Genomic DNA, 26433 nt, shown 5'->3' with positions numbered 1-26433 from the left:
GCGATACCAACCGTCGCCAAGGGCTTCGAAACTCTCAGGATCAGCGCCTTTTACGACAGGCCGCTCATATCCCTCCAGCCGTGGTTCCACATAGCGCAAACCAGACCGATCAATCCCGAACACATCGACCACATGGCGAAAACTGTTGTGATCGATGTAATCCACCGACACCCATACCTTCTGACCGCGCTTGCGAGCTTCAACCCAAAGCTGGTGACCATCGCTAAAATACGGACCGCCAATCGGCACACGTTCTGTCTGCGCTGGTTGATCATGGAACCAAGCCGTCTTCACATCAGGTCGTGCCGCGAAATACGCCGCCCACCGATCATGGTCATCGGCAGAAGATACGACTTTTCCGCCGTAATAGACCCTGTTTTTGTCAAACGCGCGGTACTGGCCAACCTCTACCGCGCAGGTAAAGCTCTCCCGATCCGCGCCCTCAATCGGTGTGCGTTCCCAATAGATCCGGTGCTTATCGGCAAAGTATTTACCCTCTACTCCAATCGGCTCAAAGCTCGCTGCATCGGCACCGTCGATGGCAACGCCGTAGCTGTAAACGCGGTGCGAATCCTTCGCGCAATGACTATGTTCAATGCGCTGCGTGACGGGGTTGCCATAAGGATAGCTGACCACCGTAAAACTGCCCGGATCGCTGCCCGTCAGCCGCAGATTGGTGATGTAATACCCAGCGTCCTTGTCAGCCGCATACCGTTGATTGAGCACGCGAAACGTCGCCGGATCAGCGCCACGCGCCACGAACCAATGGCGCGACGTAGGCTGTTCTCCCTGCCCGTACACGCGTTTGCCATCGGTAAACCACCGCTCGCCCAGCTTGCGAAACGCGGTGCAATCGATGCCTTCGATCACATCGCCCTTCTTGGTCCGCAACGGCTGGCCCGCGACGCATACATGCGTGCCATTATAAACATAGCGGATCGTAGGAAAATGCCGTTCACACAGATACTGCGCAACCCAATCAACGCCCGCAAATGGACCAATCCGCGGGTCCGCTTCCACCACCCGCCGTACCGTCGCCAACCGATCCCGCATGCCAAACCGGAGCGGCGCATGTTTCCCAGTCAGGTGCTTGTATAACGCGCGATCCCCCTCAGGTGCCGCCAAACCGCCCCGTTCAAACGCGTGCGCCACCCATCCCGTATCGGCAAAATGCAACTGGGTGTAGCGCTCTTGGCAGCCGTCCCACACAGCCTGCGTGACGTCCATGCAAGCCAATACATCCGCCGCAGACACCCCTGCGTCCATGAACAAACGTCCAGCATACCAGTCAGCGTAAAGTGTTGGAAACGCGTCATTATTTGTCATTGAAACGACCTCACGAGGCTGTTTTTCATCATCACAACCGATGACAAGGCCGGCAAACGCGTAAAGAACTGCATTTTATCTGTCGGCGGATCAAAATTTTGCCAAAGCCCGAGAACATGTAGACGGCCATCATGCCAGATGACACTCGCTTCGATATCGCCGCCCTCTGCGACGTTCACCCGCACAACGCGGGCGGCAAGTTCTGGCAAGGTGTCGTCAACCGTGTTGCTCACCACCTCGAGCGTCAGTGCCGCATCGTCCATGTTCTGAAAATACTGGACCACAAAACGCTCTGCGACCTCTTCTAGATCAATGGGTTGATCGCCTTCGACCACATGCAGCCACATTAGGCCCTTTGTCGGTCCGCCCTCCCCTGAACGCAGCATCTGCATCTCGGCGGGCAGCGGGCCAGTGAAGTCGTTAATCGGAACATCCCAAATGGCAGGCACCGCGAATGCGATCGTCTGTTCACCTAGCGTCACAGGCACATCTAGCAAATTGTCACCGAAATTCGGGGCGGCACCGTCTGCAAAATCGAGCCCCTCTACGAACTTCTGATAGACCTCAAACCCCGCCGCACGTCGCGCATCATATGCGTCCTTTGTCTTGATATCAGACACATCAAACAGAACATGCACGGTCAATGCGGACTGCCCTCGCGCATAACACCGCGTGAAAGCGCCTGTCGTTTGCTGTTGGTCGTTTGCCTTCGTCGCAAAAGCTTCGGTCATCGTCATGTTGGGCGTGCTACGTATGTTGCGGATACGATACCCGTCGACTTCGATTTCATAACGACACAGCGCTTCAGGTGCAGCAGGGCTGGCAAGCGCATAGCCAACAATGGTTATCTTCAGCCACTCTCGGGGGTCTTTCACAAGCCCGATATTACCAATATTTCCGATGGTACCTGGGGCGGGACTATCCATCGGGACCGTTTCAATAGACGCGCCTCGCACAACACTGGTCGTGAAATTCAGAAGGGGATCGGCAAAGTCGAACGCTCGCGTGTCCCAGTCGAAATCATCTTGCGCAAAGGCAGGTGTGGCAACCGCCAGCCATACGATTGATACAAACTTCCACATACCACTTAGTCCTACTCTAGACGACTTGCCCGCCAGGTTGGCAAATTGAAGCCTTCATTCACAGACCAATTTCATCTTAAACAACAGGCTGAACTGCGCTACCAATAACATATTGTTTTATCTCTTTAGGAATCCGCTCATGAAAATTGTCATCGCCGGAATTGGCTATGTGGGCCTGTCGAATGCTATTTTGCTGTCGCAAAACCACACCGTTATCGCCGTTGATCTGTCAGAAGATCGCGTGCGAAAGCTCAACAACCGTGAAAATCCGATCATTGATACAGAGATCACCACGTACCTTGCTGAACGGACGTTGGATCTTAGCGCCACAACCTCCAGCGAAGCGTATAAAGACGCGGAAATCGTTATCCTAGCGACCCCCACCAACTACGACCCTGTCGCGAACTACTTTGACACCTCATCCGTCGACAAAGTCATAGAAACTGTCACCGCGCAAAACCCCGACGCGCTGATAGTCATCAAGTCAACGATCCCCGTTGGGTTTGTCGAAGAGGCCCGCATCCGTTTCGCCAACGATAACATCATCTTCAGCCCTGAATTCCTGCGAGAAGGTCAGGCGCTGTACGACAACCTGTACCCGTCCCGCATCATCGTCGGGGAACAATCGGACAGGGCGCAGGCCTTCGCCGAACTCCTCCTTGAAGGCGCAATCAAAAAAGACGTCGAAATCCTGCTCACCGGCCCGTCCGAGGCCGAAGCGATCAAGCTTTTCGCCAATACCTACCTCGCCATGCGCGTGGCGTTCTTCAACGAACTCGACAGCTACGCGCTAGCCGGCAACATGAACACTGAAGAGTTGATCAAAGGCGTCGGCCTCGACCCGCGGATCGGCGATCATTACAATAACCCGTCCTTCGGTTTCGGCGGCTATTGTCTGCCCAAAGACACCAAACAGCTGCTGGCAAACTACGCCGACGTACCCCAGAACCTGATGCAAGCCATCGTAGATGCCAACCGCACCCGCAAAGATTTCCTGTCAGATCAGATCGTCGCGAGGTCGCCGAAGATCGTAGGTATCTACCGCCTCGTTATGAAAGCAGGCAGCGACAATTTCCGGCAATCATCCGTCCAAGGGATCATGAAGCGGATCAAAGCAAAAGGCGTCGAAGTCATTGTCTACGAACCGATCATGGAAGACGAAACCTTCTTTGGCTCGCGGGTGATCCGTGATTTGAATGCGTTCAAGGCCGAAGCCGAGCTGATCGTCGCTAACCGCCTGACAGACGATCTAACAGACGTTGAAGACAAGATCTTCACTCGGGATCTTTTCGGCGCGAGTTGAACCATTACTCAGGGAAACCCCATACTCAGATACTGTAGTATTCCCGATACCAGACCATGAATTTGTTGACGCCCTGACGCATTGTCGTGGACGGCGTCACCTCAAGCAGTGATTTTAAAAGGTCAGTGTTCGCCCATGTTGCGACGACATCACCAGCCTGCATTTCCATCATATTCATTTTCGCCTTCACTCCAGCCGCATCCTCAAGCGCCGCGATAAAATCCATCAAGGGTTCTGGCGATGCATTACCGATGTTCAACACACGAAACGGGGCAACGGGCGATAGGCTGTCACCCTTCTTGATTTCGACCTCTCCACTAGGCTTCACGGGGGCCTGAGCGATAAGCCCAGAAAGAGCGTCAATCAAATCATCGATGTAAGTAAAATCGCGTTTCATCTGCCCTTGATTGTAAACATCAATAGGATCGCCAGCCAAAATGCGTTTCGCGAATTTCATCGGCGCCATGTCGGGTCGGCCCCAGGGGCCGTAAACTGTAAAGAACCGGAACATTGTAATTGGCAGGCCAAAGAGGTGCGCATACGAATGCGCCATATTTTCGGTGGATTTTTTGGTGGCCGCGTAAAACGACACCTGATGATCGGCCTTGTCGGTTTCAGCATACGGCATTTTCGTGTTTGCACCGTAAGCCGAAGACGTCGAAGCCAAGAGCATATGGGCCGGCGGAAATGCGCGGGCTGCTTCCAATATTTCAAAAGTTCCGATGATGTTTGCTTCAAGATAAGATCTTGGATTTTCGATAGAATACCGCACGCCCGCCTGCGCCGCGAGGTGGATGACCGCGTCAGGCTTATGTTCTTCAAAAATCGACATCATGAGGCCAGGTGTCTCGATTTTTTCATTATAGACTTTGAAGTTTGGAGAAGTCGCCAGCATTGCCTGACGCTTTTCTTTAAGCGAGACGTCGTAATAGTCGGACAATGAATCAACGCCAACAACACGCCAACCTTCGTCCAAAAGACGCTGACTAATGTGATATCCTATAAACCCGGCAGCGCCGGTCACAATTGCCGTTTTCATAAATAACTCCCTTAAATCAAAATGTTGGAAAAATGCCTTTTAGAATTACGTACGAGTTTCGCTGCGAAACCCCCTATGGCGCCTCGAACAAATGCGCGATTTCTTGCATGGCGGCGTCGAGCGTTTCTGCGTCGACGGATGGTCCGCTGATCCGGATGAAGTAGCCTTTGCTGTCGCTTGAGCGCGTCAACTTCACACCGCTGGACAGTTGCATTTCGTTGCCCTTCGCGGGAAGCGGTCTTGCTTTGGGGCGGCCCATTTTGACGGCTGGCTTTGGGGCAGCTTCTACGCGATCTATGATGGGTTCGAGCAACGCCCATTCGTTGTCGATGCTCTCTATGCCCTTCGCGCCCTCTAACGCGTCGCGCAGCTTGTCTTCGACCCCGTGCCGGATTGCAGCGGCGATGCGTAGGCCGCGGCGTTCGGTGAGGTCCTCAGGGAATTGTAGAACATCGCCGAGGCATTCGAAGACTTCAGCGAAGGATTTCACCTTGGATCGCTTAGCCTTAGATGCCGCGACGAACAGCTGTGCGACGGCCTCGTCTGTGCTGCTGAAGGCCCCCTGCCGTGCGGCGAGGACGGCGATACGGCCGCGTTCGTAGTGGCTAAGGTTCGCGCGGATTTCATTTTCTTCGACCATCGCCATAAACGACGTCGCCATGTCGCGTGGGGCGCGCACAATGGCTTTGATCTTGATGTAGCCGCCCGTGTAGGTCTTGCTAAGCGCTGTGAAGGCCAGCATACGGCGGTAGCCAGAGATCAACTGATACGCCCCCTGCCCGTCTTTGTAGACTTCGACCGGCAAGCGCAGCCCGTTGATCGTGATGGACGTGATCAGCTCGTCCAATTCGGCCTGATCGATGATCGTCCGGTCGCGCACGAGGTCGTCGGTTTTGATCTGGTCCAGCGGGATTTCTTCGATCAGCAACCCCGCTTCTTCGGCCGCACGCAGCTTGTCTGCATCCAGCCGGTTCATCTTTGCGGCGGGTGTTTCGCCTGTGCCAAGGTGTGCCGCCTCGCCCGCGACCTGTGCTATGGGCGCGGCACCCCTGCCCGGCCGTTCGGGAGTTTCGCTGCGAAACTCTGCGTCCATTGCAGCCAATTGGTCGGCGCTTGGCGGGTCTAATCTGCGTTTTGCCATCAGGGTTCTCCTGTTGTCGTCTGCGGGAGTTTCGCTGCGAAACTCTGGTTAGGTTTGGGGCGAGTTTCGCTGCGAAACTCGGAACCCGTCAAGTTTCGCGGTCCTGCATCATCTGCTGATCGCGCCACCATGTGCCGAGTAAGACTTCTTTAACTTCGGCCCAAGTGCGGTCAAAGGTTTCGCGCCCACGCACGTAGGTATCACGGTTAAAGTCGCGATAATCGGCTTCGTAGATACCGTTTACGCGCTCGCCGGCCTGCCCGACCATGGCGGTCACTTCCTGTCGGTAGGTTGTCATAAAGTCACCGAAATAGGCCTGCACGACGTTTGCGAGGTCGGTCTGCTGTGCCGCATCAAAGCGCGTGACGATGGCGCGGACGGCGTCCCATTCGAATTTCATATCCGGCAATCCGTCGCGGCGGCGGATGGTGTTTTCACCGTCTTCGATGGAGGCGAAGGTGCTGTAGAGCATGTCAAAGAACCGGCCTGTACTGTCGAATTCAAGGAACGAAGCCCCAAGCGGGACCAGAAGGATGTCCGCCGCCGCCAGCGCGTTAATGGTTAGGTAACCGAGGGCAGGGGGCGTATCGAGAAATATGACGTCGTAGTCGGTTAAGATATCCTCACGGGACAGCGCGTTGGTCAGTGCATCCCAGAGCGCCCAAGAGCGGTGCTGCATGCGCCAGACGGGGACCTGAAATTCGGCCCAATAGAGGTTCAACTGCGCGCCGATGAGATCGATGTTGGGCCAGTGCGTTGATTGGATCAGATCGCGCGCATTCGTCTGTAACGCCTCTGTTAGAGTCTCATCAAGGGGCAGGGGGGCTTCGCCACGCGCCTCGCGTGCGCGGTTTTCGGCGACGACGTTCATCGCGTAATCTTTAGCCATAAGTGGGAAGGCGGTCTGCCATTCGTCTTCGACCTTGCCGCCCATGATCGAGGTCATCGATCCCTGGCTGTCGAGGTCGATCACCAGCACCTTGTAGCCGTCCAGCGCCGCGGACATGGCGAGGTGCGCCGCGGTAGAAGTCTTGCCAACGCCGCCTTTGAAGTTCGCTACCGAGATGATTTTCGCGTCTAACCCTTCGGGCCGCCACGGCAGATACTCTTTGTCAGCAGCACCTTCGGTCGCGAAGTGCTTGCGTAGCGCGAGCACCTCTTCGAGGGTGAACCACTTCGAATTTCCTTCGCCTGTCCCTTGCGGCAGATCAGGGTTTGCCTTGAGAACGCGCCGGAAATGGGACGTCGCGACGGGAATCATGTAGCGGCAAACCTCCCACGTTGAGAACTTGCGCAGACGCTTGGCACCATCAGGGGCGTGTCCACGTTTCGCCAGATCCTCGCGCCCTTTCGCAGCGAAAGTCGCGGCCTTCGCGAATCGCGTTGTATCAACAGGGGCCGAGAGTTTGCTTGCAGCAACCTGTGGGTCGATGTTCATATAAGGGGGCAGGGGTGGTTTATCCGCTGATGCCATTATCTTATCTCAATGTATGCAAGGTTTGTATGCTTTGGCGAAACTATCGCACATGAAACCGCAAATGAGAATCGGAATGTCCATTTAGACCCTAATTTTAGGATATCTGATAAGAACAACGACGATAAACTGTTTAGTATCTTTAGATACTTTAGAATCTTTCGGCTGAGATAGTAGAAGTATATCAAATAGTTATGAACCAACACGGACCCACATACAGGACGAAAGGTATCCGTTTACGGGATGAAGAGCACCTGAAGTTAGGACGAAAGGTGCCGATTCGCAGGATGATGGGTATCCAGAGTCGGTTTCGGCTATGTTAGGCTCGATTCAGTATGCGGCGGTGCCAACGCGTCCCGTGTTTGGGTACCCTTGGCAGAATGTCATGACGGGATCGTTACTAAAAGGTACCTTTTTACGGGATCAGCTTGACCCGTCTAAAGGTGCCTCCTTGATTATTGTTTGCAGGTTCCTTTTGCGATAAGGTACCCGCAAATAGCCGTCAACAAGGCACGCCAATGCGCAAAGAGCAGACACCCAAAGACCTGACCGGCCCGCTACGGCGCGGCTCTGTGAAGAAGAACGTCGCCGCGATCCACGTGAGCGGCAAACTAACGTTGTTACAACGGAAGCTGTCGAACGTGCTGCTGTTGAATGCTTACGACACATTGGTGCATCAGGCGACCCACAAGATCGACGCGCAAACTTTGTGCGCGATGATCGGGTATAATTCGAATGATATGGAGTCGTTGAAGGCGTCGTTGCGTGGTTTGGTCGAGACGTTGGCCGAATGGGATATGTTGGATGAGAACGGTGAGCAGGAGTGGGGCGTGTCGAGCCTGCTTGCCTATGCGAAGTTGAAGGGTGGGGTGTGCGAATATTCGTATTCATCGGCATTGGCCGAAAAGCTGCATGATCCGAAGGTATTCGCGCTGATTAACCTTAACATTCAGAAACGGTTTACCTCTGGCCATGCGCTAGCGCTTTATGAAAACTGCTACCGTTTCGTGCGGACGCGTAGCACGGGCTGGTGGGAGCTGGAGACGTTTCGCAGGCTGATGGGCGTCAACGACAGTGCCTATTACGAGGTTTTTAAGCATCTGAACGCGAAGGTAATCAAGCCGGCTGTCGCGGAGGTGAACAAGACAAGCAATATCATCGTGACGCCCGAGACGCGTAAGATGGGCCGATCTGTGACGCATATCCGGTTCAAGATTAAGGACAATCCGCAGCTTGCGATCCTCGATATCGATGACGGGGCCGGGGTCCGAAATTCGCCGGTCTATGCGGCGTTGATAGGGCAGGGGGTCAGCGACCGGCTGGCCAAGCAGTGGATCGCGGAGCACGGAGCGGAGTATGTGGCCGCTAAGCTGGCGTATGTCGGGGAGCGGTCCGACGTGCAGAACCCGGTGAGCTATTTGCAGGCGGCGTTGCGGGATGACTACGCGGCGCCTGCGGTTGAAGAGGCGCCGACGTCAGAGCGCGGACGGAAGTTGGCGATCGTGCGGGATTTGGTGGCAGCGCGAAGCCCGACGCAGCGGGATGCAGACAAACGTTTGTTCATGGCGAGACTGGACGGGGCCGCGCGGTTAGATTTTGAAAAGCACGGATGGATGTCGGCGCTGAATGCGGAAGCGATATTTGGGTTTTGGGAAGAGTTGATGCCGAGTGTGTTTTCAGGTTTTGGTGAAGAAAATGTTGTTTCCGTTCCCGTGAGCAAGTAGGTGGTCCACCATGTTTTCTGTTGTATCTGTTATGAAAGATTGACCCGATGCAAATCACGCCGACTGCCTTGCCCGAGGTTCTGGAGATCACCCCTGCCCGTTTTGGCGATCATCGCGGGTTTTTCTCTGAGGCGTGGAACCGTAAAGCACTGGCTGAGGCAGGGATCGACATTGATTTCTGTCAGGACAACCATTCGCTGTCGGCTGAACGCCACACATTGCGCGGGTTACATTTTCAGGCCCCACCGTCAGCGCAAGACAAGCTGATCCGCGTGATTGCCGGCACGATTCTTGATGTTGCCGTCGACATCCGCAAAGGATCCCCCACTTACGCGCAGTGGGTCGCGGTGCCGCTATCCGCGGACGAAGGCAACCAGCTGTTCGTGCCAAAGGGGTTCCTGCACGGATTCTTGACGCTGACCCCTGACGTGCAGGTCGTCTACAAATGCTCTGACTATTACGCACCCGAAACAGATGGCGGCATCCGCTGGAACGACCCGACCATCGCGATTGATTGGGGCGTGGACGAAGGCGACGTGACCCTGTCCGGCAAAGACGCCGAGGCACCGTTCCTTGCCGATTTCGACACACCATTCACCTATGAGGCCCAATCATGAAGCTTTTGGTTACCGGCGGTGCCGGTTTTATCGGGTCAGCCGTTGTGCGTCAGGCCATCCGTGACGGGCACACCGTCGTCAATCTGGATAAGCTGACCTATGCCGCCTGTCTAGAAAACGTGGCCTCTGTCGCGGATCACAAAAACTACAGCTTCGTGCAGGCCGATATCTGCGACCGCGCTGCGTTAGACACTATATTTGCGGATCACCAACCCGATGCGATCATGCATCTCGCTGCTGAATCGCACGTTGATCGGTCGATTGACGGCCCCGGTGAGTTCATCATCACCAACATCAACGGCACCTACACGATGCTGGAAGCGGCACGGTCTTATTGGGAAGGGCGCGGTCGTCCTGAAGACTTCCGGTTCCACCATATCTCGACCGACGAAGTATTCGGATCGCTCGGCAAAACGGGCATGTTCACCGAAGACACATCCTACGATCCGCGCAGCCCCTATTCCGCGTCCAAAGCGTCATCCGACCATCTGGTCCGCGCGTGGCATGAAACCTACGGGCTGCCTGTTGTGCTGTCGAATTGTTCGAACAACTACGGCCCCTACCATTTCCCCGAAAAACTGATCCCTGTTGTGATCCTGAACGCGCTGGCGGGCAAACCGATCCCGATCTACGGGGCGGGCGATAACATCCGCGACTGGCTTTATGTGGAAGACCACGCCGACGCGCTGCTGACCGTGGTGCAAAAGGGCGAACTCGGCCGCAGCTACAACATCGGCGGCGAAAACGAGGCGACGAACCTTGATTTGGTGCGCATGATTTGCACCATCTTAGACACGAAAAAGCCGGGTGATGCGCCTTACGCTGATCTGATCACCTTCGTCACAGACCGCCCCGGTCATGACGCGCGTTACGCGATTGACCCGCAGCGGATTAGCAAAGAACTGGGCTGGCGGCCATCCGTAACCCTTGAACAGGGTCTGGAAAAGACCGTCGCTTGGTACCTCGATAACGAAGACTGGTGGAAACCGCTGCAAGCCCGCGACGGTGTTGGCGTGCGTTTAGGCACCAAAGCATGAGGGTTCTGGTCTTCGGTGAAAACGGTCAGGTCGCGACAGCTTTGCGCAAACGCGCGGGCGAAACGCAAGTGATGTGCTTGGGCCGCGATCAGGCCGATCTTGGTACGCCCGATATGCTGCGCGCCGCGATTGAGGGCACGGATGCGGATGTGATCATTAACGCCGCTGCCTATACGGCCGTCGATAAGGCTGAGTCAGACACTGATCAGGCTGAACAAGTTAACCATTTGGCCGTCGGCACTATGGCGCGTGCCGCCGCCAAGCGCGGCATCCCGTTCCTGCATATCTCGACAGATTATGTGTTTCCGGGGGATGGCGACCAGCCATGGAAACCCGATGACGCAACCGGTGCGCTTGGCGTTTACGGTGCCACCAAACGGCGCGGTGAAGAAGCGACCGAGATGGCTGGCGGGACTTATGCCATCCTGCGGACCTCTTGGGTGGTCTCTACGACGGGCAATAACTTTGTGAAGACGATGCTCAAACTCGGCGCGGATCGCGATGCGCTGACTATTATCGACGACCAGACGGGCGGGCCGACCGCGGCTAATGATATCGCCGATGCGCTGCTCACCATGGCACGCGCCTACGCAGATGGACGCAGCCAAAGCGGCATCTACCACTTCTCGGGCGCACCCGATTGCACATGGGCGGATTTTGCGACCGAGATCTTCAAACAAGCAGGTATCACCTGCACCGTGACCCCGATCCCGACCACAGATTACCCGACGCCAGCCGCACGCCCGTTAAACTCACGGCTCGATTGCACCACGTTAGAGACTGATTTTGGCGTCACGCGCCCCGACTGGCGGATCAGCCTCAGCACAATTTTAAAGGACCTCACCACATGACACGCAAAGGCATTATTCTGGCCGGTGGGTCCGGCACGCGGCTTTATCCGATCACCATGGCTGTCTCGAAACAACTGCTGCCGATCTACGACAAACCGATGATCTACTACCCGATCAGCACCCTGATGCTGGCCGGTATCCGCGAGATCGCGATCATCACCACGCCGCAGGATCAGGACCAGTTCAAACGGGTCTTGGGCGACGGGTCGCAGTGGGGCGTCAGCTTTACCTACATCGTGCAGGACAGCCCCGATGGTCTGGCGCAGGCGTATCTGCTGGCCGAAGAATTTCTAGACGGCGCCCCGTCTGCAATGGTTCTGGGCGACAACCTGTTCTTTGGGCACGGACTGACCGAATTGCTGCAAAAGGCCAACATCAGAGACGAAAATGCGGTCTTCGGCTACCAAGTCCGCGACCCAGAACGCTACGGTGTTGTGGGCTTTGGCGACGACGGTGCTGTCACGAGCATCGTCGAAAAACCCGAAAAACCTGCGTCGAATTTTGCGGTCACGGGTCTCTATTTCCTCGATGGCGATGCACCGAAAAAAGCCCGCGAAATCAAACCATCCCCGCGCGGCGAGCTGGAAATCACCACGCTGTTGGAGCTTTACCTCGCCGAGGATAACTTGAAGGTTCACAAGATGGGTCGCGGGTACGCGTGGCTTGATACCGGCACGCACGCGAGCCTTCTGGACGCAGGCAACTTCGCACGTACGCTGGAAAACCGCCAAGGCCTGCAAACCGGCTGCCTCGAAGAAATCGCCTTCGAGAACGGTTGGATCACGCCAGACCAGCTCCGCGAACGCGCCGCATTATTTGCCAAAAACGCCTACGGTGACTATCTGCTACGTCTCATAGACGGATAAATGAGCCAAGAGATATCTTTTACCGAGAATTGGAAACGTGAAAGTGACATTCTAATATGCAATCGAAACCCCGTATACTGTACGTCTGCGTTGAGAACCTGTTCGAGACAGGCATCTTGCAATCTATGGTTCTTAGACCGGGAGAAGAGATCTCCAAGCGGTTCGGCGTCGATATCGGTTTCACAAGCGTCTCAAGAACCGACGATGCCTGCAAATTTGTCGAGCTCAAGCGCGATGTTTCGGCAAAATATGAGGTGATCGAAGGAAAGCGGGGCAAAAAGCCGGTAAGTATCTCTAATATTATTCTCTTTATAGGTTTCTTATTGCAGGTGATTTGGCGAAGCCGAAAGTATGATGTTCTACATTGTAGAAGCTATATGGGGACCTTTATTGGTTGCATCTCGGGGTTGCTGTTACGAAAGAAAGTCATTTTTGACGTCAGAGGCTACCTTATCGATGAAGCTCTTGAAGTAGGGCGGATTAAGAGAGGAGGTTTAGCCGAAAAACTTTTGCGTGTTATGGAGCGTTTCATATTCCGGCAAAGTGATGAAGTTATTGCGGTATCAAATGCAATGGCAAAAGATATTCTGGAACGCTTCTCTCGTAAATCCACAGTCATACCCAATCCAACATTTTTCCCGAATTTGCCGAGAGTGGAGCGGAGGCGCGAAGTCGTTTACAACGGTAGTTTGAACCAGTGGCACCGTCCAGAGTACTTTTTCGAAGCGATGTCTATATTATGTGGAATGGATACAGAAGTCATGGTTAAAGTTCTGACTAACCAGACAGAAATAGCCAATAGCTACGTTTCAGAGTACGGGGTTGATCCTGAAAGAATAGAGATTGTTTCGGTACCAGCCCACGACGTCGTTGGTCAAATGAACGGTTCTATGCTTGGCTGGTGTGTAATCGAGCCAAGTTTTTCGAAAAGTGTCTGTGCGCCCGTCAAGTTTAATGAGTATCTCGCGGCTGGAGTGCCGGCCTTGGTGAATGAGGGGATAGGGGACGTTGCAAAAACAGTTGAGTCCTACAACGTGGGCTTGGTAATTAGCGGCGCTGAAACTGGGGAGGTTGTCGCACAAATGATACTTCGCCATTTGGACAACCTTTCTCCCGATTATTCCGTACCCGCAGAACTCGTCGACCAGATTGATTATGATCGTGCAATTTTGAAAATCTGGGAACTGTACTGCTCAGATAGACAAAGATAATGCAGATTTTTCTGATTGAAAATCTGAAACTAAAGTCACTTTGCGTTGGAATATTTTTTCTAACAAGCGTTCTGACACTTGTTTTGGTGCCGTACATCGAGCAACCAGATGTAACTATCCGTGGACCAGAGTACATCGGGATCCTGAACGCGTTGTTTCGCGCTGTATTTGGAACCATCTTTTACGATTTGTATTACGAAATAGATAGTAACTGCACTATCTTGAGCGGAGCATTTGCAATTTCAGCAGAGATCATTGGATGTAACAACGATATTGAGCTTGCTATAATTCAATCAGCAGTTTCTTTTGCTGTTGTCAGCGCCCTTGTGGTGAGTTTTTGGAATGCGGAACCTTACTACAATTGTAAACAAACATGTCTCTTTGTCAGCTTCGTTACGCCTGCATTTGTGTTCTATTCTGGCGTTTTTTCGACAGAAGGCATCGTAATTGTTGGAAGCACGTTCCTCACGTTTTATCGTTTTAGATTTCGTAGTATTTTACTATTTGCTTTTTTGGCATTCGTGGATTCAGGAAATATGATGGTCGTGTCCATTTTTCTCGTTTTGAGATACTTTTTTAGCATAGGAAAATTCGTCAAGGCGGTTCCTATCGGCTTGATTATTGTCGTGGCGTTGAATGCAGTGTTCCGAGAGAATATTCTCACTTTTCTATTTCAAGTTACTGGCTATGAAAGATTTTTTCAAGTTTTTCACAAGATATCAACGGAGGCGGAAACTACCAAGTATCCTGTTGTTCTGCGGCCTTTGATTACCATGATGACTTTTGTTGACATGAAGCCGTCTGGTTTGAAAGTTCCTCTAGCATCTCTAATTTTTTGGGGTACTTTTTTCTCTTCTATATATGCAATTCGTACAAGATTGAGTTCAGAATATGTAGTCTCTTTCGGAGCGGCTTTGGCGACGATAATATTCTTCACCACGTTGCTACCCCAGTACTCGAATGCAAAGTACTATGCTTTTACTATTCATTTGTTAGTGTTTCCTATTACCCAAAACCTAGGCGACACCAAATCTGTATATCTGTTGTCATTTGTCAATGTATTGATCTTGTTTTTCCTTGCGTTGTATAGGGTGTAATTTGGGTGAATATGTGTTGGTTTTTCTCCTCTGTCCAGTTAAACGATCTATTCGGTAATTGTCAGTTGGTACTACGATATGTGATCTCTAGGGGGCTTGTATGAAGTTTGTTTTTTCGATTGTTAGTCATTTGCAATCTGATTTGGTAGATACGCTAATTGATAGCTTAGATCAGTACTTGGATGTTGGCGTTCATCAGATTCAGCTAGTGATCACCCATAACCTACCAGATGCTGGGTGGTGTCCTAGGTCAAAAAGGGGCTTTGAAATCGTATCAATAAGGAATTGTAGGCCTAAAGGGTTCGGTGACAATCATAATTCAGCATTTTCAAGCAGCGTTTCCGATGTTTTTCTAGTGGTGAATCCTGATGTTACTCTTGATGGCCCTCTTAAATTGGAAGACTTTGTTCCGCCTCAGGGGCATGTTTCCAGCCCAATGGTCTTCAGTCCTGAAGGCATTGTTGAGGACTTTTTGCGTTTAGATCTTACTCCGATCAATCTTATACGGCGCTATTTGGGGAGGGATGGTGGCTCAGTTGATCGATTTGATTGGATTGGGGGGATGTTCTTAGTGTTCAGATATGAAACATACATGCAATTAAAGGGCTTCGATACTGACTATTTCATGTACGTTGAAGACTGTGATTTGTGTTTCAGAGCGAGAGAGTTGGGGTTGTCGCTTAGCGTTTTGGCAGAAATTTCAATCGTGCACGATGCTAGGCGGCAATCTGGTAAGTCATTTAGACACATGCGTTGGCATATCCAGAGTCTTCTTTTGTATTGGTCGAAAAGGGCGCGTACTGCGGTTTTCCTTCGCTGATAGTATCGAATCTCGCTTGATAAAATTTTTGTGGAGCTTTGTCTTTGTAAATGTTAGCGGACGGACTGTGTGACGGAATCTCGCAACACTTTAGGTAGACGGTGGTAACTTACGATGACCCAAACTTTTGATATAATATCTCCTAGGATTGCAGTTCTTGGCTTGGGTTATGTGGGGTTGCCCTTGGCGGTCGAGTTCGGAAAGAAATTTCCGACAATTGCTTATGATGTCAATGAAGAACGCGTGGCTTCTCTTAGAGCTGGACATGATCGTACACTTGAAGTTAGCGATGCCGAGTTAAGGCAGGTCGAATCACTAAGCTATACGACAAATTTGCAAGACTTAACGGCTTGCAATGTATACATTGTTACGGTTCCAACTCCCATAGATGAGCATAGTCAACCGGATTTGACGCCGCTTAAGGCGGTATCGAAATCCTTAGGGGGTGTCATATCGAAGGGTGATGTCGTTATCTATGAAAGCACCGTCTATCCCGGAGCAACTGAAGAGGTCTGCGTTCCAATCATCGAAGAAGCATCAGGATTGTGCTTCAACCGAGACTTCTTTGCTGGGTACAGCCCTGAGCGTATCAATCCCGGTGACAAAACGCACAGACTGACAACGATACAAAAGGTGACCTCTGGATCTACACCGGAAATCGGTCAGTTCGTTGATGGATTGTATGCCGAAGTGATTACTGCTGGCACTCACTTAGCGCCGTCAATTAAAGTGGCTGAGGCGGCAAAGGTGATCGAAAACACGCAGCGCGATGTCAATATTGCGCTTATCAACGAACTCGCGTTAATCTTCAATCGTTTGGATATTGATACTCTCGAAGTATTAGAGGCGGCTGGGACGAAGTGGAATTTTCTTCCTTTCCGTCCGGGGCTGGTCGGTGGTCATTGTATTGGCGTTGACCCATATTACCTCACCCACAAAGCCGAAGCTATGGGCTATCACCCACAGGTCATTCTATCAGGTAGGCGGTTGAACAATGGAATGGGCGCATATGTCGCGACACGGTTGATCAAAGAAATGCTGACCAAGAAAATTCAAGTAAACGGGGCACGGGTTCTCGTTCTTGGAATTGCATTCAAAGAGAATTGCCCCGACGTTCGTAATACAAGGGTCATCGATGTGGTAAAGGAACTCCAGTCCTTTGGAGTTGATGTCGTGGTTTCTGACCCATGGGTTGATGCCGATGAGGTTCGTTCTGAATATGGCATTGAGCTACGGTCACCGGTTCCTGATTCATATGATGCCGTCATATTGGCGGTCAACCACGACGAATTTCGAGATCTTGGAGCAAAGCAGATCCGAGACTATGCGAAGGACGATCATGTATTTTTCGACTTAAAGTCTGTATTTGAGAAAGACGAAAGCGATTTGAGGCTTTAATGAGCTCCTGGATGATTATTAGATGAGTGGGGCTTTGTTGTTCAGAGCTTGTATGCACATTGAAAATTGTGTGATGAAAGGTCAAAATGCTGCCTAATGCTGAAATAGTAATACATGTTGGTCTGCCCAAGACAGCAACAACATCGTTGCAAGACTACTGGTCTAGCTTCGGAAACTACGCTGGAATTGGAAGTAAGAACGTTCGTTACACTAATGACCTGTTGAAATTATTTTTCCGATATGCCCGTGGCTCAGCTATAGATCGGGAACTGAACGATTGGATGGATAGCGTTAATAATTGGCGAAAAGAGGCTCTAATTAGTGGGCCTATAGTCTTGAGTAGTGAATTTTTCTTTGGTAGCGAATTCAACCGAAATACAGAGTTTCCTGTCGTGCATTCGAGTAAAGTGTGCGCCTCGGCTCCATTATTACATGGCTTTCTCGAGAAAGTGTCGAATACGCTTAAGGCGAAGGGATCTCAGCTTAAGGTGGTTCTGACGATTCGGAATCAGGTTGATTGGTTGGGTTCCAAATACGCTCAGGCGTCATCGAAAATATTTAGACCTTCTCAAGTTGATTTCGAAACAAGATTAAGTGCTTTCGCTTTGAATGTTGATCGTTCTTGGTGTGATTGGAGTGTCTGGATCAAAGGCTTCGATAGAACCTTAGGAGCGGAAAACGTTTCTGTTCTTTGTATGGAGGAGATTGGCACACCAGAATTTGTTCACCAAATCAATGAAATTTCAGGTTTCGAAGATGCCTCGCAAGTTAATAGTATACCGTCTTTTGCGGGCCGTCACATGAATAAGAGAAGTCTTAGCGACAAAGGGTGGGAGTTACGTAAATTTAGTTTGGCTGGTTTCATAACAAAACGTTCTCGCATAATGCCTAACGGGAATACATTCTATGCGCTTTCTGCAATATTCGGTGCTTTGGGGCGTTTTGGAATAAACCAAGCAAAGCCAGTTGATAGATTTATTGTGCCGACGGAGCTGGCCAGATGTCGGATAAGTAGTGTGTGTGGCGAAGGAAATCGTTGGATTGCTAAGAGGTTGGGAAAGAACTTAGAAAAACTTGGTTACTTGATTTAAGTTCTCGCATGGTAATCGAAGTACTTCATGTCGGCATTATAGAAGTCTTCTATATCCGCCCTCATGCTTGAGAAAACTTCTTCGACTGATGTATCATATTTAGATATTTTTGCTTTCCTTTTTTGTAGATTGCGAACAATCCGGTGTTTTACATTTTTTCGACTTTCCCCAAATAGAATTTTTTCAGCCGAATCCATTCCACCATCTTCCAATTTAAGAATGTGGCATTTTGCTGCTTTGGGAAGAAATTCGATTTGGGGCCTAATATGATTGTCACATATGGATTTGTCAGTTTGGTATTCGGCGAAAATATCGTGCATCCAACTTTCAGGGTCTTTTTCGGTCATTCCAAGTGATCGTTGCCAGTAATATTCTGATTTAAAACGATTAAACGGATGCCGCACAATTGTAAAAGTCTCAACCTGCCCAGACAAATCTAAAAATGACTCGAATAAATCAGCATGGAAATGTTGTGGGGTTATTTTTAGGAAGTCAATGTTAACTGGGTTTAAGCCATTCACAATAAGCTGAATTTTCCATCCGCATCTTTTGGCAACTTGTTCAATATATGATCCACCCGTTTTCGGGATGTGAATAAAGAAAACGAAGCGTGAGTTTTTTGATAGAAGCGGCATTATGTTACCTTTTTAGAATTTTTAGTGACCAATGCTGTAGTCGCAGCATACACTATTGCAATTGTCATGATGCCTAAAGCCGGATCACCATCAAGAAGCGTGGTTGCGATTGTTACTGCAATGCCGCCAGCGATCAGAGCTGGCATTATTGAGTTTAGCAATTCTGTGAAACCAACGCGGACGTATTTGCGAAGCGCAAAGAATGTTAGTGCTCGCATTGCCAAAAATGCGATGACCATCGCCCAAGCAGTCCCGCTTAATCCATAGAACGCTGTAAGAAAAAATGTGAGCGGAATGCCGAAGCACGTAATATTGATCAGCGAGATTTTGAAAAGCACATTAGACTTGCCAATACCCTGTAACACCTCTGAGGCGGGTCCACCAATGGCGTAAATGAGTCCACCGATCGCTAGAATTTTTGCCGGGTATGCTGCTGCCTGCCAGGTTTCTCCGAATAAGTAGTCGACTAGAGGTGCAGCATAAATTTCGATAGTTAGTAGAAACGGGAAAAGTAGCAGTGTCATTAAGCGCGTGACGAGGAGATAATGTGGGCCTATTTCTGCGGGCCGTGATTGCATACGGCTATACACTGGAAGCATCACACGTGAGATCACCCTAACAATTTGAGCTCTTAGATTTTCGGTTATGAGATAAGCAATCGTGTAAACTCCGAGAGAGCTGGCACCAAGAAATGTTCCGACCGCAATTTTGTCCATGTTGGTTCGAACATAGTACAAGATCTGAGTTCCAAGCATCCAGCCGCTAAACCCGACGAGATCATAAAGGCTAGAAAGGCTGAACCGGAAACGAGGCCGCCACTTGGCGAAGCGCCAAAGCAGAACCGTTCTAACGCTTAGTGTTACTATTTGTTGGAAGATTAAGGCTCCAACACCTGCACCCCCCATCGCAAGTGTAACCGCGGCGGCGGTACCCATAACGGTCCCTGAAAGTTCAGAAAGGACGATTTGCTTGTACCGAAGCCTCTTGACTAGACGAACTTCTGGAAGAATTGAAAGCCCGTGCAGTACAATACATATACTTAATGCTTGGGCTACGTTCTTCACCCCAGGTTCAGTGTAAACCCAGACCATTAGATTGGACAGAACAAAAGCAAATATCGTTGACCATAGTGTTGCAACACCCAATAGGAACCAGAATGCACTGTCATGCCGCAGAGACGTTTGGGAATCCCTGGACCTCTGGATTAGCGCCGTTTTCATTCCCAAATCGACTAATATGAAGGTCAACTCTAGGAAAACGAGGGCCATAGCAAAAAGGCCAAAGTCTTCGGGAACGAGAAATTTTGCTATGAATATTCTCAACAGGAGCGATAAGCCCTTGTTAAAAATGAGGTTTAACGCGTTCCAAGAAATTCCTTTTCGAATTTGTTTATTAGGTGAATTGTCAGGGCCGCGCATCTATGAACTCACCATCATAATTGTTTGTTGGAAGCACCTGTTCGAGAAGTACTAAATTTGTCATACCACAGCTACTTTATGAGACGTACTAAGGGCCCGTAAATCGCCATGATTTTTTGCCAAAAGTAATGAAGTTTATAGTGCATAAACGACTCTTTTCTCTGTTTACCTCCCAAGCGCATGCGCGATGCCCGATTTCTAACAAAAGTTGTAGCCACTCCTGACTTTTCGATGCTATAACGGACTAGGTTTTCGGGGTCTAATGGCGTTGCATTGTTTACGCAAAATTCAACTGCAACACGGCGCCTTTGGCCATATGCTTTTATAGATTTTTTGCCTCGACAAACTGCAAATCTGTCATTGTATCCGCCGTTCCAGTGTTGCCAGTCTGGGATCCAAATATGGCTCCCAAACCCAGCCACAGTGTCCTGTAGTATGTCGAAGAAGCTGTCGTGGTATTTTAGATCAGGCCTAGCAAAAATTACTATGTCCGGATCCCAGTTGAGTGCAGCTTCACATGCTTGATCGATTGAATAGAGTTGATGAACTAAATTTCTCAACGTTGTGCCGTTGTCATTGAATGCATCGCCGTGCTCCAATAGACTGTCTAGCTCCGCCTTGAGTTGCTCTGTGTCGGGCTCATCAAACTCCAACCAGTCATGAGGTATAATGAGGTGCTCGTCCTCGCTGATTGAACCAACTTCGCGGGATCGTTTACTGTTTAAGGTGCGTTGGTTAAAGAGGTGTGAGAAAACTTTTACATCACCAAAATGTTTGCTGGCTTTTATAATATTTTTGTCGATCGACGGATATGTGTCAGATAGCGACCTTGTTATCCCAAAGAAGCAAATTGCAATTTTCGGCATAGGAGTTTTACTTCATTTTAGATTGTTACTTCGAGTTATAAAAGTCGGACTTTTTACACCGGCTTCGTGCATGGCTGGCCTAAGCCTTTCGTCAGGCGTATGCAACGTACTTGTGTTGTGCTCGACCTCTATGAGGTTTCTCTAGTAGTGAATGGGCGGTCGCGTCTTGAGTGCGCTTGCGGCTTGGTTCGCCCTTACTTACATTGGGCATGATAGATGCAATTGACGCATGGAAGTGAAATCGAAGGGTAGGTGATTTTTGCTTGGGCTCTCTAAAACTATGATTAAATTTTTGGGCCTAGGTATCGTCGGTGCGTTCCCTGTGGTCGCTCTAAGCGATACGACATTGTCGACATATGGCACTCCCGGCTTGGTTGAGACGCCTGTCGCGACGGGCTTTAATGTGGATGAGTTTTCATTCGGGGTGTCTATTTCTGATATAACACTTCGTAACACTCTTGTGTTTCAACTGTTCCCTCGGGCTTATGGGAGTTTTCGATATTCAATCACTGACGATTTTCTTAGTGATGGACCACTTTTTGATCGTAGCTTTGATGCACACTTTGTGCTTCTCGAAGAAAGAGACGCTCTGCCGGCCATAGGAATCGGTCTGAGGGATTTGTTGGGGACCGGAATTCTATCTGGCGAGTACATCGTTGCGACCAAGCAGGTGTCAGATAGGCTGAGTGTAACTGGTGGAGTTGGTTGGGGTAGATTCGCAGGTCGTGGTAAATTTGATAATCCATTGACAGTACTTGGTTTTGATAATGTTGACCGTTCTGGGGAAAATGCGGCTACGGGGGGGCAATTTGCGGTAGGGCGGTGGTTTCAGGGACCTGCAGCCCTATTTGGCGGATTGAATTTTGACCTCAATGAACAGCTAAGCATCCAGTTAGAGTACTCCCCTGACCTTTACTACCGCGAGCAGGCAAATGCTGGGGCCACGATTCGATCCCCAATCAACGCTGCTTTGGAATATCGCTTCCAAAATGGTGTTGGTGCTAAGGTCTATTTGATAGGTGGTACGACCCTTGGCGGCCAATTCGATTTTGCCTTTGACCTGAAAAACCCCTTGATTGTGGGTGGCCGTGAAGATTTCCCCGCGCCAATAAGGTATCGCGGCGATCTTGTTTCTGATGGTTTGTCACGGAACCAAGTGGAGATCACCAACCGGTTAGAACAAGAGGGGCTGGCGCTAGCTAATATCGAGCTAAGTGAAAGTGGTGCCATACTGTTTGTCCAAAACGACCGCTGGGGTGTTGAAGCGCAGGCCGCGGGCCGGGCGGCGCGGATATTAGCCAATACCTTGCCCCCCCAAATCGAGGAATTCACCATCGTATTCCAAGAACGAGGTGTTCCAATCAGTTCAGTCACAACACATCGAGCAGATCTTGAAGATCTTCAATATGACTTTGACTCTGATTGGCGAACGCTTGCTCGAGCCGTCATCGAAGATGCGAGCACCGTTGGCGCGGGTGACACTAATTTTCGCTATGATTTGGGCCCCTATGCAGCAACATCATTCTTCGATCCGCAGAGTCCAATTCGGATCGATTTTGGAGCCGAATTACGGGCAAGCTACCAAAGTGCACCAGGGTTCACATTCGATGCGCGCATACGTTATCCTGTGGCCGGCAACCTTGGAGACTCCGATCGCGAATCCGACTCTGTAATCCAAAAAGTTCGATCAGAATCTTTCAAATATGCGCGGGAGGCTGATCTTGAGATCAACCAACTTACAGCGGAATATATCTGGCGACCGGCGCCTGAGGCATTTGCGCGTATTACGACCGGCTATCTTGAGAACCAATACGGCGGTCTATCATCAGAATTTCTTTGGTCTCCGATTGATAGTCGTTTGGCGCTCGGCGTAGAGCTGAATTATGTCAAGCAGCGTGACTTTGATATGTTGCTGGGTTTTCAAGACTACGATGTGGTGACCGGTCATGCATCGGCCTACTATGATATTGGAAATGGATTTCACTCCCAAGTCGACGTCGGTCGTTATCTCGCGGGTGATTGGGGGGGGACACTTACCGTAAAACGTGAATTCAACAATGGTGTTAAAGTCGGAGGTTATTTCACGCTAACGGATGTTCCCTTCGATGACTTTGGAGAGGGGAGTTTCGATAAAGGGCTGACCCTTGAGATCCCATTGTCCTTTTTCACGGGCCAACCATCGCGCCGAGTACTTAGCCAAAAGCTCCAACCAATTTTGCGGGATGGTGGGGCACGGCTGAACGTACAGAACCGGCTCTATCCATTTGTTCGAGACTACCGTGGCCCAGAATTACGTGATGGTTGGGGGAGGTACTTGCGATGATCCGTTTTTTGTCCCTCCCGCTTATTTTGTTGTTGAGCAGTTGTAGTTCCGACCCAGAGCGGACAACGCTGGATACCGTCGGAAGCTACTTTGCGCCAGGCGAGTATATTCCGTCACCGCGGTTCTCGGAGTTACTAACTGAACCGCGCCCAATTTTGGATATCGAACTCATAGATCTTGGCGTTGCCGGCAAGCTTATTTTGGAGCAACAAGACGGCGACTACGCTCGTTACCTCAGTGCTGACTTGGGAGGAATTGTCCTACAAAATGGTATGCTGCACAGCATCTATGGATTTGGAGAACCTCTGGTTGGCGCGGAGCTTTCGCAGCCGCTTGCCTTAGTCCTAGCCGGTCGAACGGGAACGTCAGATCGGTTCCACACATACCTAAATGGCGAAGATAGGGCAGTGCGACGAACGTTTCGCTGTGAAATTGGTGTGCGAGAATTTCAGGATGTTGAATTGACGACGGGCAAGATCTCAACGCTCTTGATGTCTGAGGCTTGCGAAAGCCTGACAAGCTCGTTCGAAAATCTTTATTGGGTAGATTTAAGACGTCGAGAAATCATTCAATCACGCCAATGGGTAGGTGACAACGTGGGCGCTATGGTGACGCGCGTCACGCGGCCATTGTAAGATCAATGGCTCTCGCAGGCGACTAGTGCTCAAGCTGTAGCGCTTTTTGAGAGGTATCTGTACTGCGTCGGTTATTAGTCTGAGGGTGGTCACGGACGAGATGCGCAACATTGATGTCGCTGCGGGCGGAACGAACAAATTTCATCTTTGATACGACTTCGCAAAGCTTGGCCGTAACCGAATACGTTGATAGATCGAAGGCAAAACAGACGTAGGTGCTTGACCTTGTGCGCTTACGGATAGAAACAAGCATCTACGACATTTTGTCACTTGCAAGGCAGGCCATGAAACCATCCGAAAGCCGTATTTTGAAGCTTAACCATATTGACGAGCTAGACGGGCTGCGAGGGGTTGCGGTTTTGGTCGTATTAATTTCTCATTGCGCGAACGCCGGCTTTCTACCGGAGGTATTCGGCCGCGGCTTTGGTCAGCAGGGCGTGGCGCTTTTTTATATTCTCAGCGGCTTTCTCATAGCGTCTCTCTATCTCGACATTACTTTTTCTAGGCGAAAAATTTTTAAATACGCCGTAGCACGAGGTGCAAGGGTCCTGCCTCTATTCTACGCCGTCATTTTGGTAGCTAGCTTCGTGTGGTTAGTTACTGGGAGAGAACTATATAATTTCAGTACTCTGCCTGAATGGTTGGGTAACGTGCTGCTTATTCAAGGCACTTCCGTATTGTGGTCAATACCGGTAGAAGTGCAGTTCTATGTACTTTTCATTTTTTTGTGGTTTGCGCGGAGCCGAGACTATTTGTGGGGAGGCTTCGTGTCATTATTAGTTTTCCAAGGTGTTCTTCTAATATCAATCGATGCCAGTGAATATAGCCTACCTTACTGGCTACATTTTTTTGTTATAGGCGGAGTTGCAGCTCGATTGCGCTCAAATATATCTGTTTATCCTTGGGTTGGGGCGGTAGTTCTTTGCGCGTTGCCCATCGCGCTCCCTGAGGTGAGAAGGGAGCTTGGTTGGCTGGTGCTCCCCAACTATATTGACCCCATCACAGCAGGATATCCCGTTTTAATTTTTTTAATGGTATTGTGGAAATCTAAAGCGTTTGGGTTTTTAGTGCATCCCTTTTTGCGATTTTTAGGTAGAATCTCCTTTGGAGTTTATCTTATTCATAGACCTGTGATTGGAGCAGTTGATAGTCTTGACTTAAGCGGGTTCTTTTCTTTTGCGTTAGTGTTGTGGATATCCTTGCTTGTAGCAATTTTAAGTCTTTATATCTATGAGCGTCCCGCTCAATCCTTCTTACGTTCACGGCTGGCATGAGCCTTTTTCACTTGTGGTGCATCGAATCAATCAATGGACGCGACTCCACGAAATGCTGGAAGAGACTTGGGTCTCGAGTCATACGGTGATTGCGGATCATAAAAACACGGAGCTCTGTGAGCGATATCTGAAGCGCGACTCCTATTGTCGTTGAGGGTAGGGTGCTTTGCCCATTTCCTCCATCATCTTTTCTCTGAAGACTTCGGCGGGAGTTTTCCAGCCTAAGCATTTGCGTGGCGTGTTGTTGGGTTGGTCGCAGATCTGCTTGACGTCATGGTCAGTCATCCCCCTGATATCACGTTTACGGGCAAGCCATCGCCTGGCGCGCCGATTGGTGTTCTACGGTGCCTTTCTGCCAAGGCGAGGAAGGATCGCAGAACCAGGTCTGGGTGCCGGTCTCGGCCTGCAGGTGCGGCCAGCTGGCGAACTCAGTGCCGCGATCGAAGGTGATAGACCGTCGCGCGATCAAAGGCAGATCTTTGATGGCTTTCATGATCTTGCCCATCACAGGTTTCGTCCGCTTGTTTGGGTTTTTGAGGATCACGGTGAAGTGGCTAACCCGCTCGACCAGTGAGGTCACATTCATCTGGCCGCGCTTCTGTTCAAACAGCATTAAATCGCCCTCCCAGTGACCAAACTGCCGCCTGTGAGCGGCATCGTCTGGCCAGAACAAGATGCTGACATCACGATCAAACTTGGGCTTCTGGCGCTTGCCGGCGCGGCGGGGTGTGCGGTTCTTTCGGTGCAGGGACAGGTACCACCACAGCTCATCGCGCATGCCTTTTTTGGAGTAAATGTAGCGATAAATCGTCTCTTGGCAGACCCGTAGTTTATCGCCTTCATAGATCAAACAGCCGGCGATTTGCTCCGGGGTCCAGCCGTCTTTGATACGTTCGATGATCAATTCTCGCAGCGCTGTATGCCGCATCAACTTGCGGTCTTTTTGACGGCGTGAGAGCGCCTTCATCGACGCCACAACACCGAAATAGCCAACAACTTTTGGCATCTCAGCATCTGAGAAGTGGTTGCGTCGGAGTTCGCGGAAGATGGTCGATCTGTCACGTCCAAGACGTTCTGCGATCACATCAACGCTCACTTTGGCTGCGCGCCATGTCTCGATCTTGCGTCTTTCTTCTAAGTCTAGCTGCTTGTAGGGTCTCATTGTGCGTTTTCCTTTTGTGTGCCAACAGGCTGTTATCACTCAA

22 protein-coding genes and 1 pseudogene are annotated in these 26433 nt (G+C 50.6%); 14 read left to right on the top strand and 9 right to left on the bottom strand.

The features are described from left to right. Together AC0L7R_RS18025 and AC0L7R_RS18020 are read right to left on the bottom strand one after the other, a co-directional pair. Positions 1-1326 (bottom strand): DKNYY domain-containing protein (locus AC0L7R_RS18025; RefSeq protein ID WP_473660557.1); only part of this gene is annotated, 1326 nt, incomplete at its 3' end. Then, a complete protein-coding gene (locus AC0L7R_RS18020; protein ID WP_473660555.1) occupies positions 1323-2408 on the bottom strand; it encodes a hypothetical protein in 1086 nt (361 codons plus the stop codon). The genes AC0L7R_RS18025 and AC0L7R_RS18020, both read right to left, overlap by 4 nt. Before the next feature lie 139 nt (positions 2409-2547). Here AC0L7R_RS18020 and AC0L7R_RS18015 point away from each other — a divergent pair, with 139 nt between their 5' ends. Next, positions 2548-3711: a nucleotide sugar dehydrogenase gene (locus tag AC0L7R_RS18015; protein WP_473660553.1), complete on the top strand. Its 1164-nt coding sequence runs from the start codon at positions 2548-2550 to the stop codon at positions 3709-3711. Between the two features lie 25 nt (positions 3712-3736). Here the strand turns inward: AC0L7R_RS18015 and AC0L7R_RS18010 are convergent, their stop codons facing one another. The 3 genes from AC0L7R_RS18010 to AC0L7R_RS18000 all read right to left on the bottom strand — a co-directional run bounded on the left by AC0L7R_RS18010 (position 3737) and on the right by AC0L7R_RS18000 (position 7365). Beyond that, a complete protein-coding gene (locus tag AC0L7R_RS18010; RefSeq protein ID WP_473660551.1) occupies positions 3737-4750 on the bottom strand; it encodes an NAD-dependent epimerase/dehydratase family protein in 1014 nt (337 codons plus the stop codon). Positions 4751-4823: 73 nt separating this feature from the next. Continuing rightward, positions 4824-5891 (bottom strand): ParB N-terminal domain-containing protein, encoded by a 1068-nt coding sequence (locus AC0L7R_RS18005; RefSeq protein WP_473660549.1) that lies wholly within the window; start codon positions 5889-5891, stop codon positions 4824-4826. A gap of 88 nt (positions 5892-5979) precedes the next feature. Then, the gene (locus AC0L7R_RS18000) at positions 5980-7365 is read right to left on the bottom strand and encodes an AAA family ATPase (RefSeq protein WP_348394280.1); all 1386 of its coding nucleotides are present in this window, start codon (positions 7363-7365) and stop codon (positions 5980-5982) included. Between the two features lie 518 nt (positions 7366-7883). Between AC0L7R_RS18000 and AC0L7R_RS17995 the strand changes: the two genes are divergently transcribed. The 10 genes from AC0L7R_RS17995 (at position 7884) to AC0L7R_RS17950 (ending at position 18077) form a co-directional block, all read left to right on the top strand. After that, positions 7884-9089, top strand: coding sequence for a RepB family plasmid replication initiator protein (locus AC0L7R_RS17995; RefSeq protein WP_473660547.1), 1206 nt, complete (start codon positions 7884-7886; stop codon positions 9087-9089). A gap of 47 nt (positions 9090-9136) precedes the next feature. Then, positions 9137-9706: a dTDP-4-dehydrorhamnose 3,5-epimerase gene (rfbC, locus tag AC0L7R_RS17990; protein WP_473660545.1), complete on the top strand. Its 570-nt coding sequence runs from the start codon at positions 9137-9139 to the stop codon at positions 9704-9706. Beyond that, entirely contained in the window at positions 9703-10743 is a 1041-nt protein-coding gene (gene rfbB, locus AC0L7R_RS17985; RefSeq protein WP_473660542.1) for a dTDP-glucose 4,6-dehydratase, read from the top strand. The genes rfbC and rfbB overlap by 4 nt, the downstream gene beginning before the upstream one ends. Then, positions 10740-11594, top strand: coding sequence for a dTDP-4-dehydrorhamnose reductase (gene rfbD / locus AC0L7R_RS17980; protein ID WP_473660540.1), 855 nt, complete (start codon positions 10740-10742; stop codon positions 11592-11594). The genes rfbB and rfbD overlap by 4 nt, the downstream gene beginning before the upstream one ends. Further along, positions 11591-12460, top strand: a complete 870-nt coding sequence (rfbA, locus tag AC0L7R_RS17975) for a glucose-1-phosphate thymidylyltransferase RfbA (protein WP_473660538.1) — start codon at positions 11591-11593, stop codon at positions 12458-12460. The genes rfbD and rfbA overlap by 4 nt, the downstream gene beginning before the upstream one ends. A 125-nt stretch (positions 12461-12585) precedes the next feature. After that, positions 12586-13671: a glycosyltransferase gene (locus tag AC0L7R_RS17970; protein ID WP_473660559.1), complete on the top strand. Its 1086-nt coding sequence runs from the start codon at positions 12586-12588 to the stop codon at positions 13669-13671. Next, positions 13671-14768, top strand: coding sequence for a hypothetical protein (locus AC0L7R_RS17965; RefSeq protein WP_473660536.1), 1098 nt, complete (start codon positions 13671-13673; stop codon positions 14766-14768). The genes AC0L7R_RS17970 and AC0L7R_RS17965 overlap by 1 nt, the downstream gene beginning before the upstream one ends. 100 nt (positions 14769-14868) lie before the next feature. Then, on the top strand, positions 14869-15588 hold the full coding sequence (locus AC0L7R_RS17960) for a glycosyltransferase family 2 protein (protein ID WP_473660534.1): 720 nt from the start codon (positions 14869-14871) through the stop codon (positions 15586-15588). Between the two features lie 114 nt (positions 15589-15702). Beyond that, complete coding sequence (gene tviB, locus AC0L7R_RS17955) at positions 15703-16986, top strand: Vi polysaccharide biosynthesis UDP-N-acetylglucosamine C-6 dehydrogenase TviB (protein ID WP_473660532.1); 1284 nt, start codon at positions 15703-15705, stop codon at positions 16984-16986. Between the two features lie 86 nt (positions 16987-17072). Continuing rightward, positions 17073-18077 (top strand): hypothetical protein, encoded by a 1005-nt coding sequence (locus AC0L7R_RS17950; protein ID WP_473660530.1) that lies wholly within the window; start codon positions 17073-17075, stop codon positions 18075-18077. Here the strand turns inward: AC0L7R_RS17950 and AC0L7R_RS17945 are convergent. The 3 genes from AC0L7R_RS17945 to AC0L7R_RS17935 all read right to left on the bottom strand — a co-directional run bounded on the left by AC0L7R_RS17945 (position 18074) and on the right by AC0L7R_RS17935 (position 20996). After that, positions 18074-18712 (bottom strand): sulfotransferase family 2 domain-containing protein, encoded by a 639-nt coding sequence (locus tag AC0L7R_RS17945; protein WP_473660528.1) that lies wholly within the window; start codon positions 18710-18712, stop codon positions 18074-18076. The genes AC0L7R_RS17950 and AC0L7R_RS17945 overlap by 4 nt on opposite strands. Further along, the gene (locus AC0L7R_RS17940) at positions 18712-20130 is read right to left on the bottom strand and encodes an oligosaccharide flippase family protein (protein ID WP_473660526.1); all 1419 of its coding nucleotides are present in this window, start codon (positions 20128-20130) and stop codon (positions 18712-18714) included. Before AC0L7R_RS17940 ends, AC0L7R_RS17945 begins: the two co-directional genes overlap by 1 nt. Before the next feature lie 71 nt (positions 20131-20201). Next, entirely contained in the window at positions 20202-20996 is a 795-nt protein-coding gene (locus AC0L7R_RS17935; RefSeq protein WP_473660524.1) for a hypothetical protein, read from the bottom strand. Between the two features lie 280 nt (positions 20997-21276). On the opposite strand from AC0L7R_RS17935, the gene AC0L7R_RS17930 reads away from it, so the two are divergent. From AC0L7R_RS17930 to AC0L7R_RS17920, 3 genes are all read left to right on the top strand, one after another. Next, positions 21277-23319: a YjbH domain-containing protein gene (locus AC0L7R_RS17930; protein ID WP_473660522.1), complete on the top strand. Its 2043-nt coding sequence runs from the start codon at positions 21277-21279 to the stop codon at positions 23317-23319. Next, the gene (locus AC0L7R_RS17925) at positions 23316-23954 is read left to right on the top strand and encodes a YjbF family lipoprotein (RefSeq protein ID WP_473660519.1); all 639 of its coding nucleotides are present in this window, start codon (positions 23316-23318) and stop codon (positions 23952-23954) included. The genes AC0L7R_RS17930 and AC0L7R_RS17925 overlap by 4 nt, the downstream gene beginning before the upstream one ends. 284 nt (positions 23955-24238) lie before the next feature. After that, a complete protein-coding gene (locus tag AC0L7R_RS17920; protein WP_473660517.1) occupies positions 24239-25228 on the top strand; it encodes an acyltransferase family protein in 990 nt (329 codons plus the stop codon). A gap of 141 nt (positions 25229-25369) precedes the next feature. Here the strand turns inward: AC0L7R_RS17920 and AC0L7R_RS17915 are convergent. Beyond that, positions 25370-26390, bottom strand: a pseudogene (locus AC0L7R_RS17915) (IS30 family transposase). Positions 26391-26433: the final 43 nt, after the last annotated feature.

It is taken from the genome of Yoonia sp. D2-7 (genome assembly GCF_055809435.1).
The sequence above is the reverse complement of the archived record's forward strand: the minus strand, read 5'-3'. Positions and strand labels throughout refer to the sequence as shown.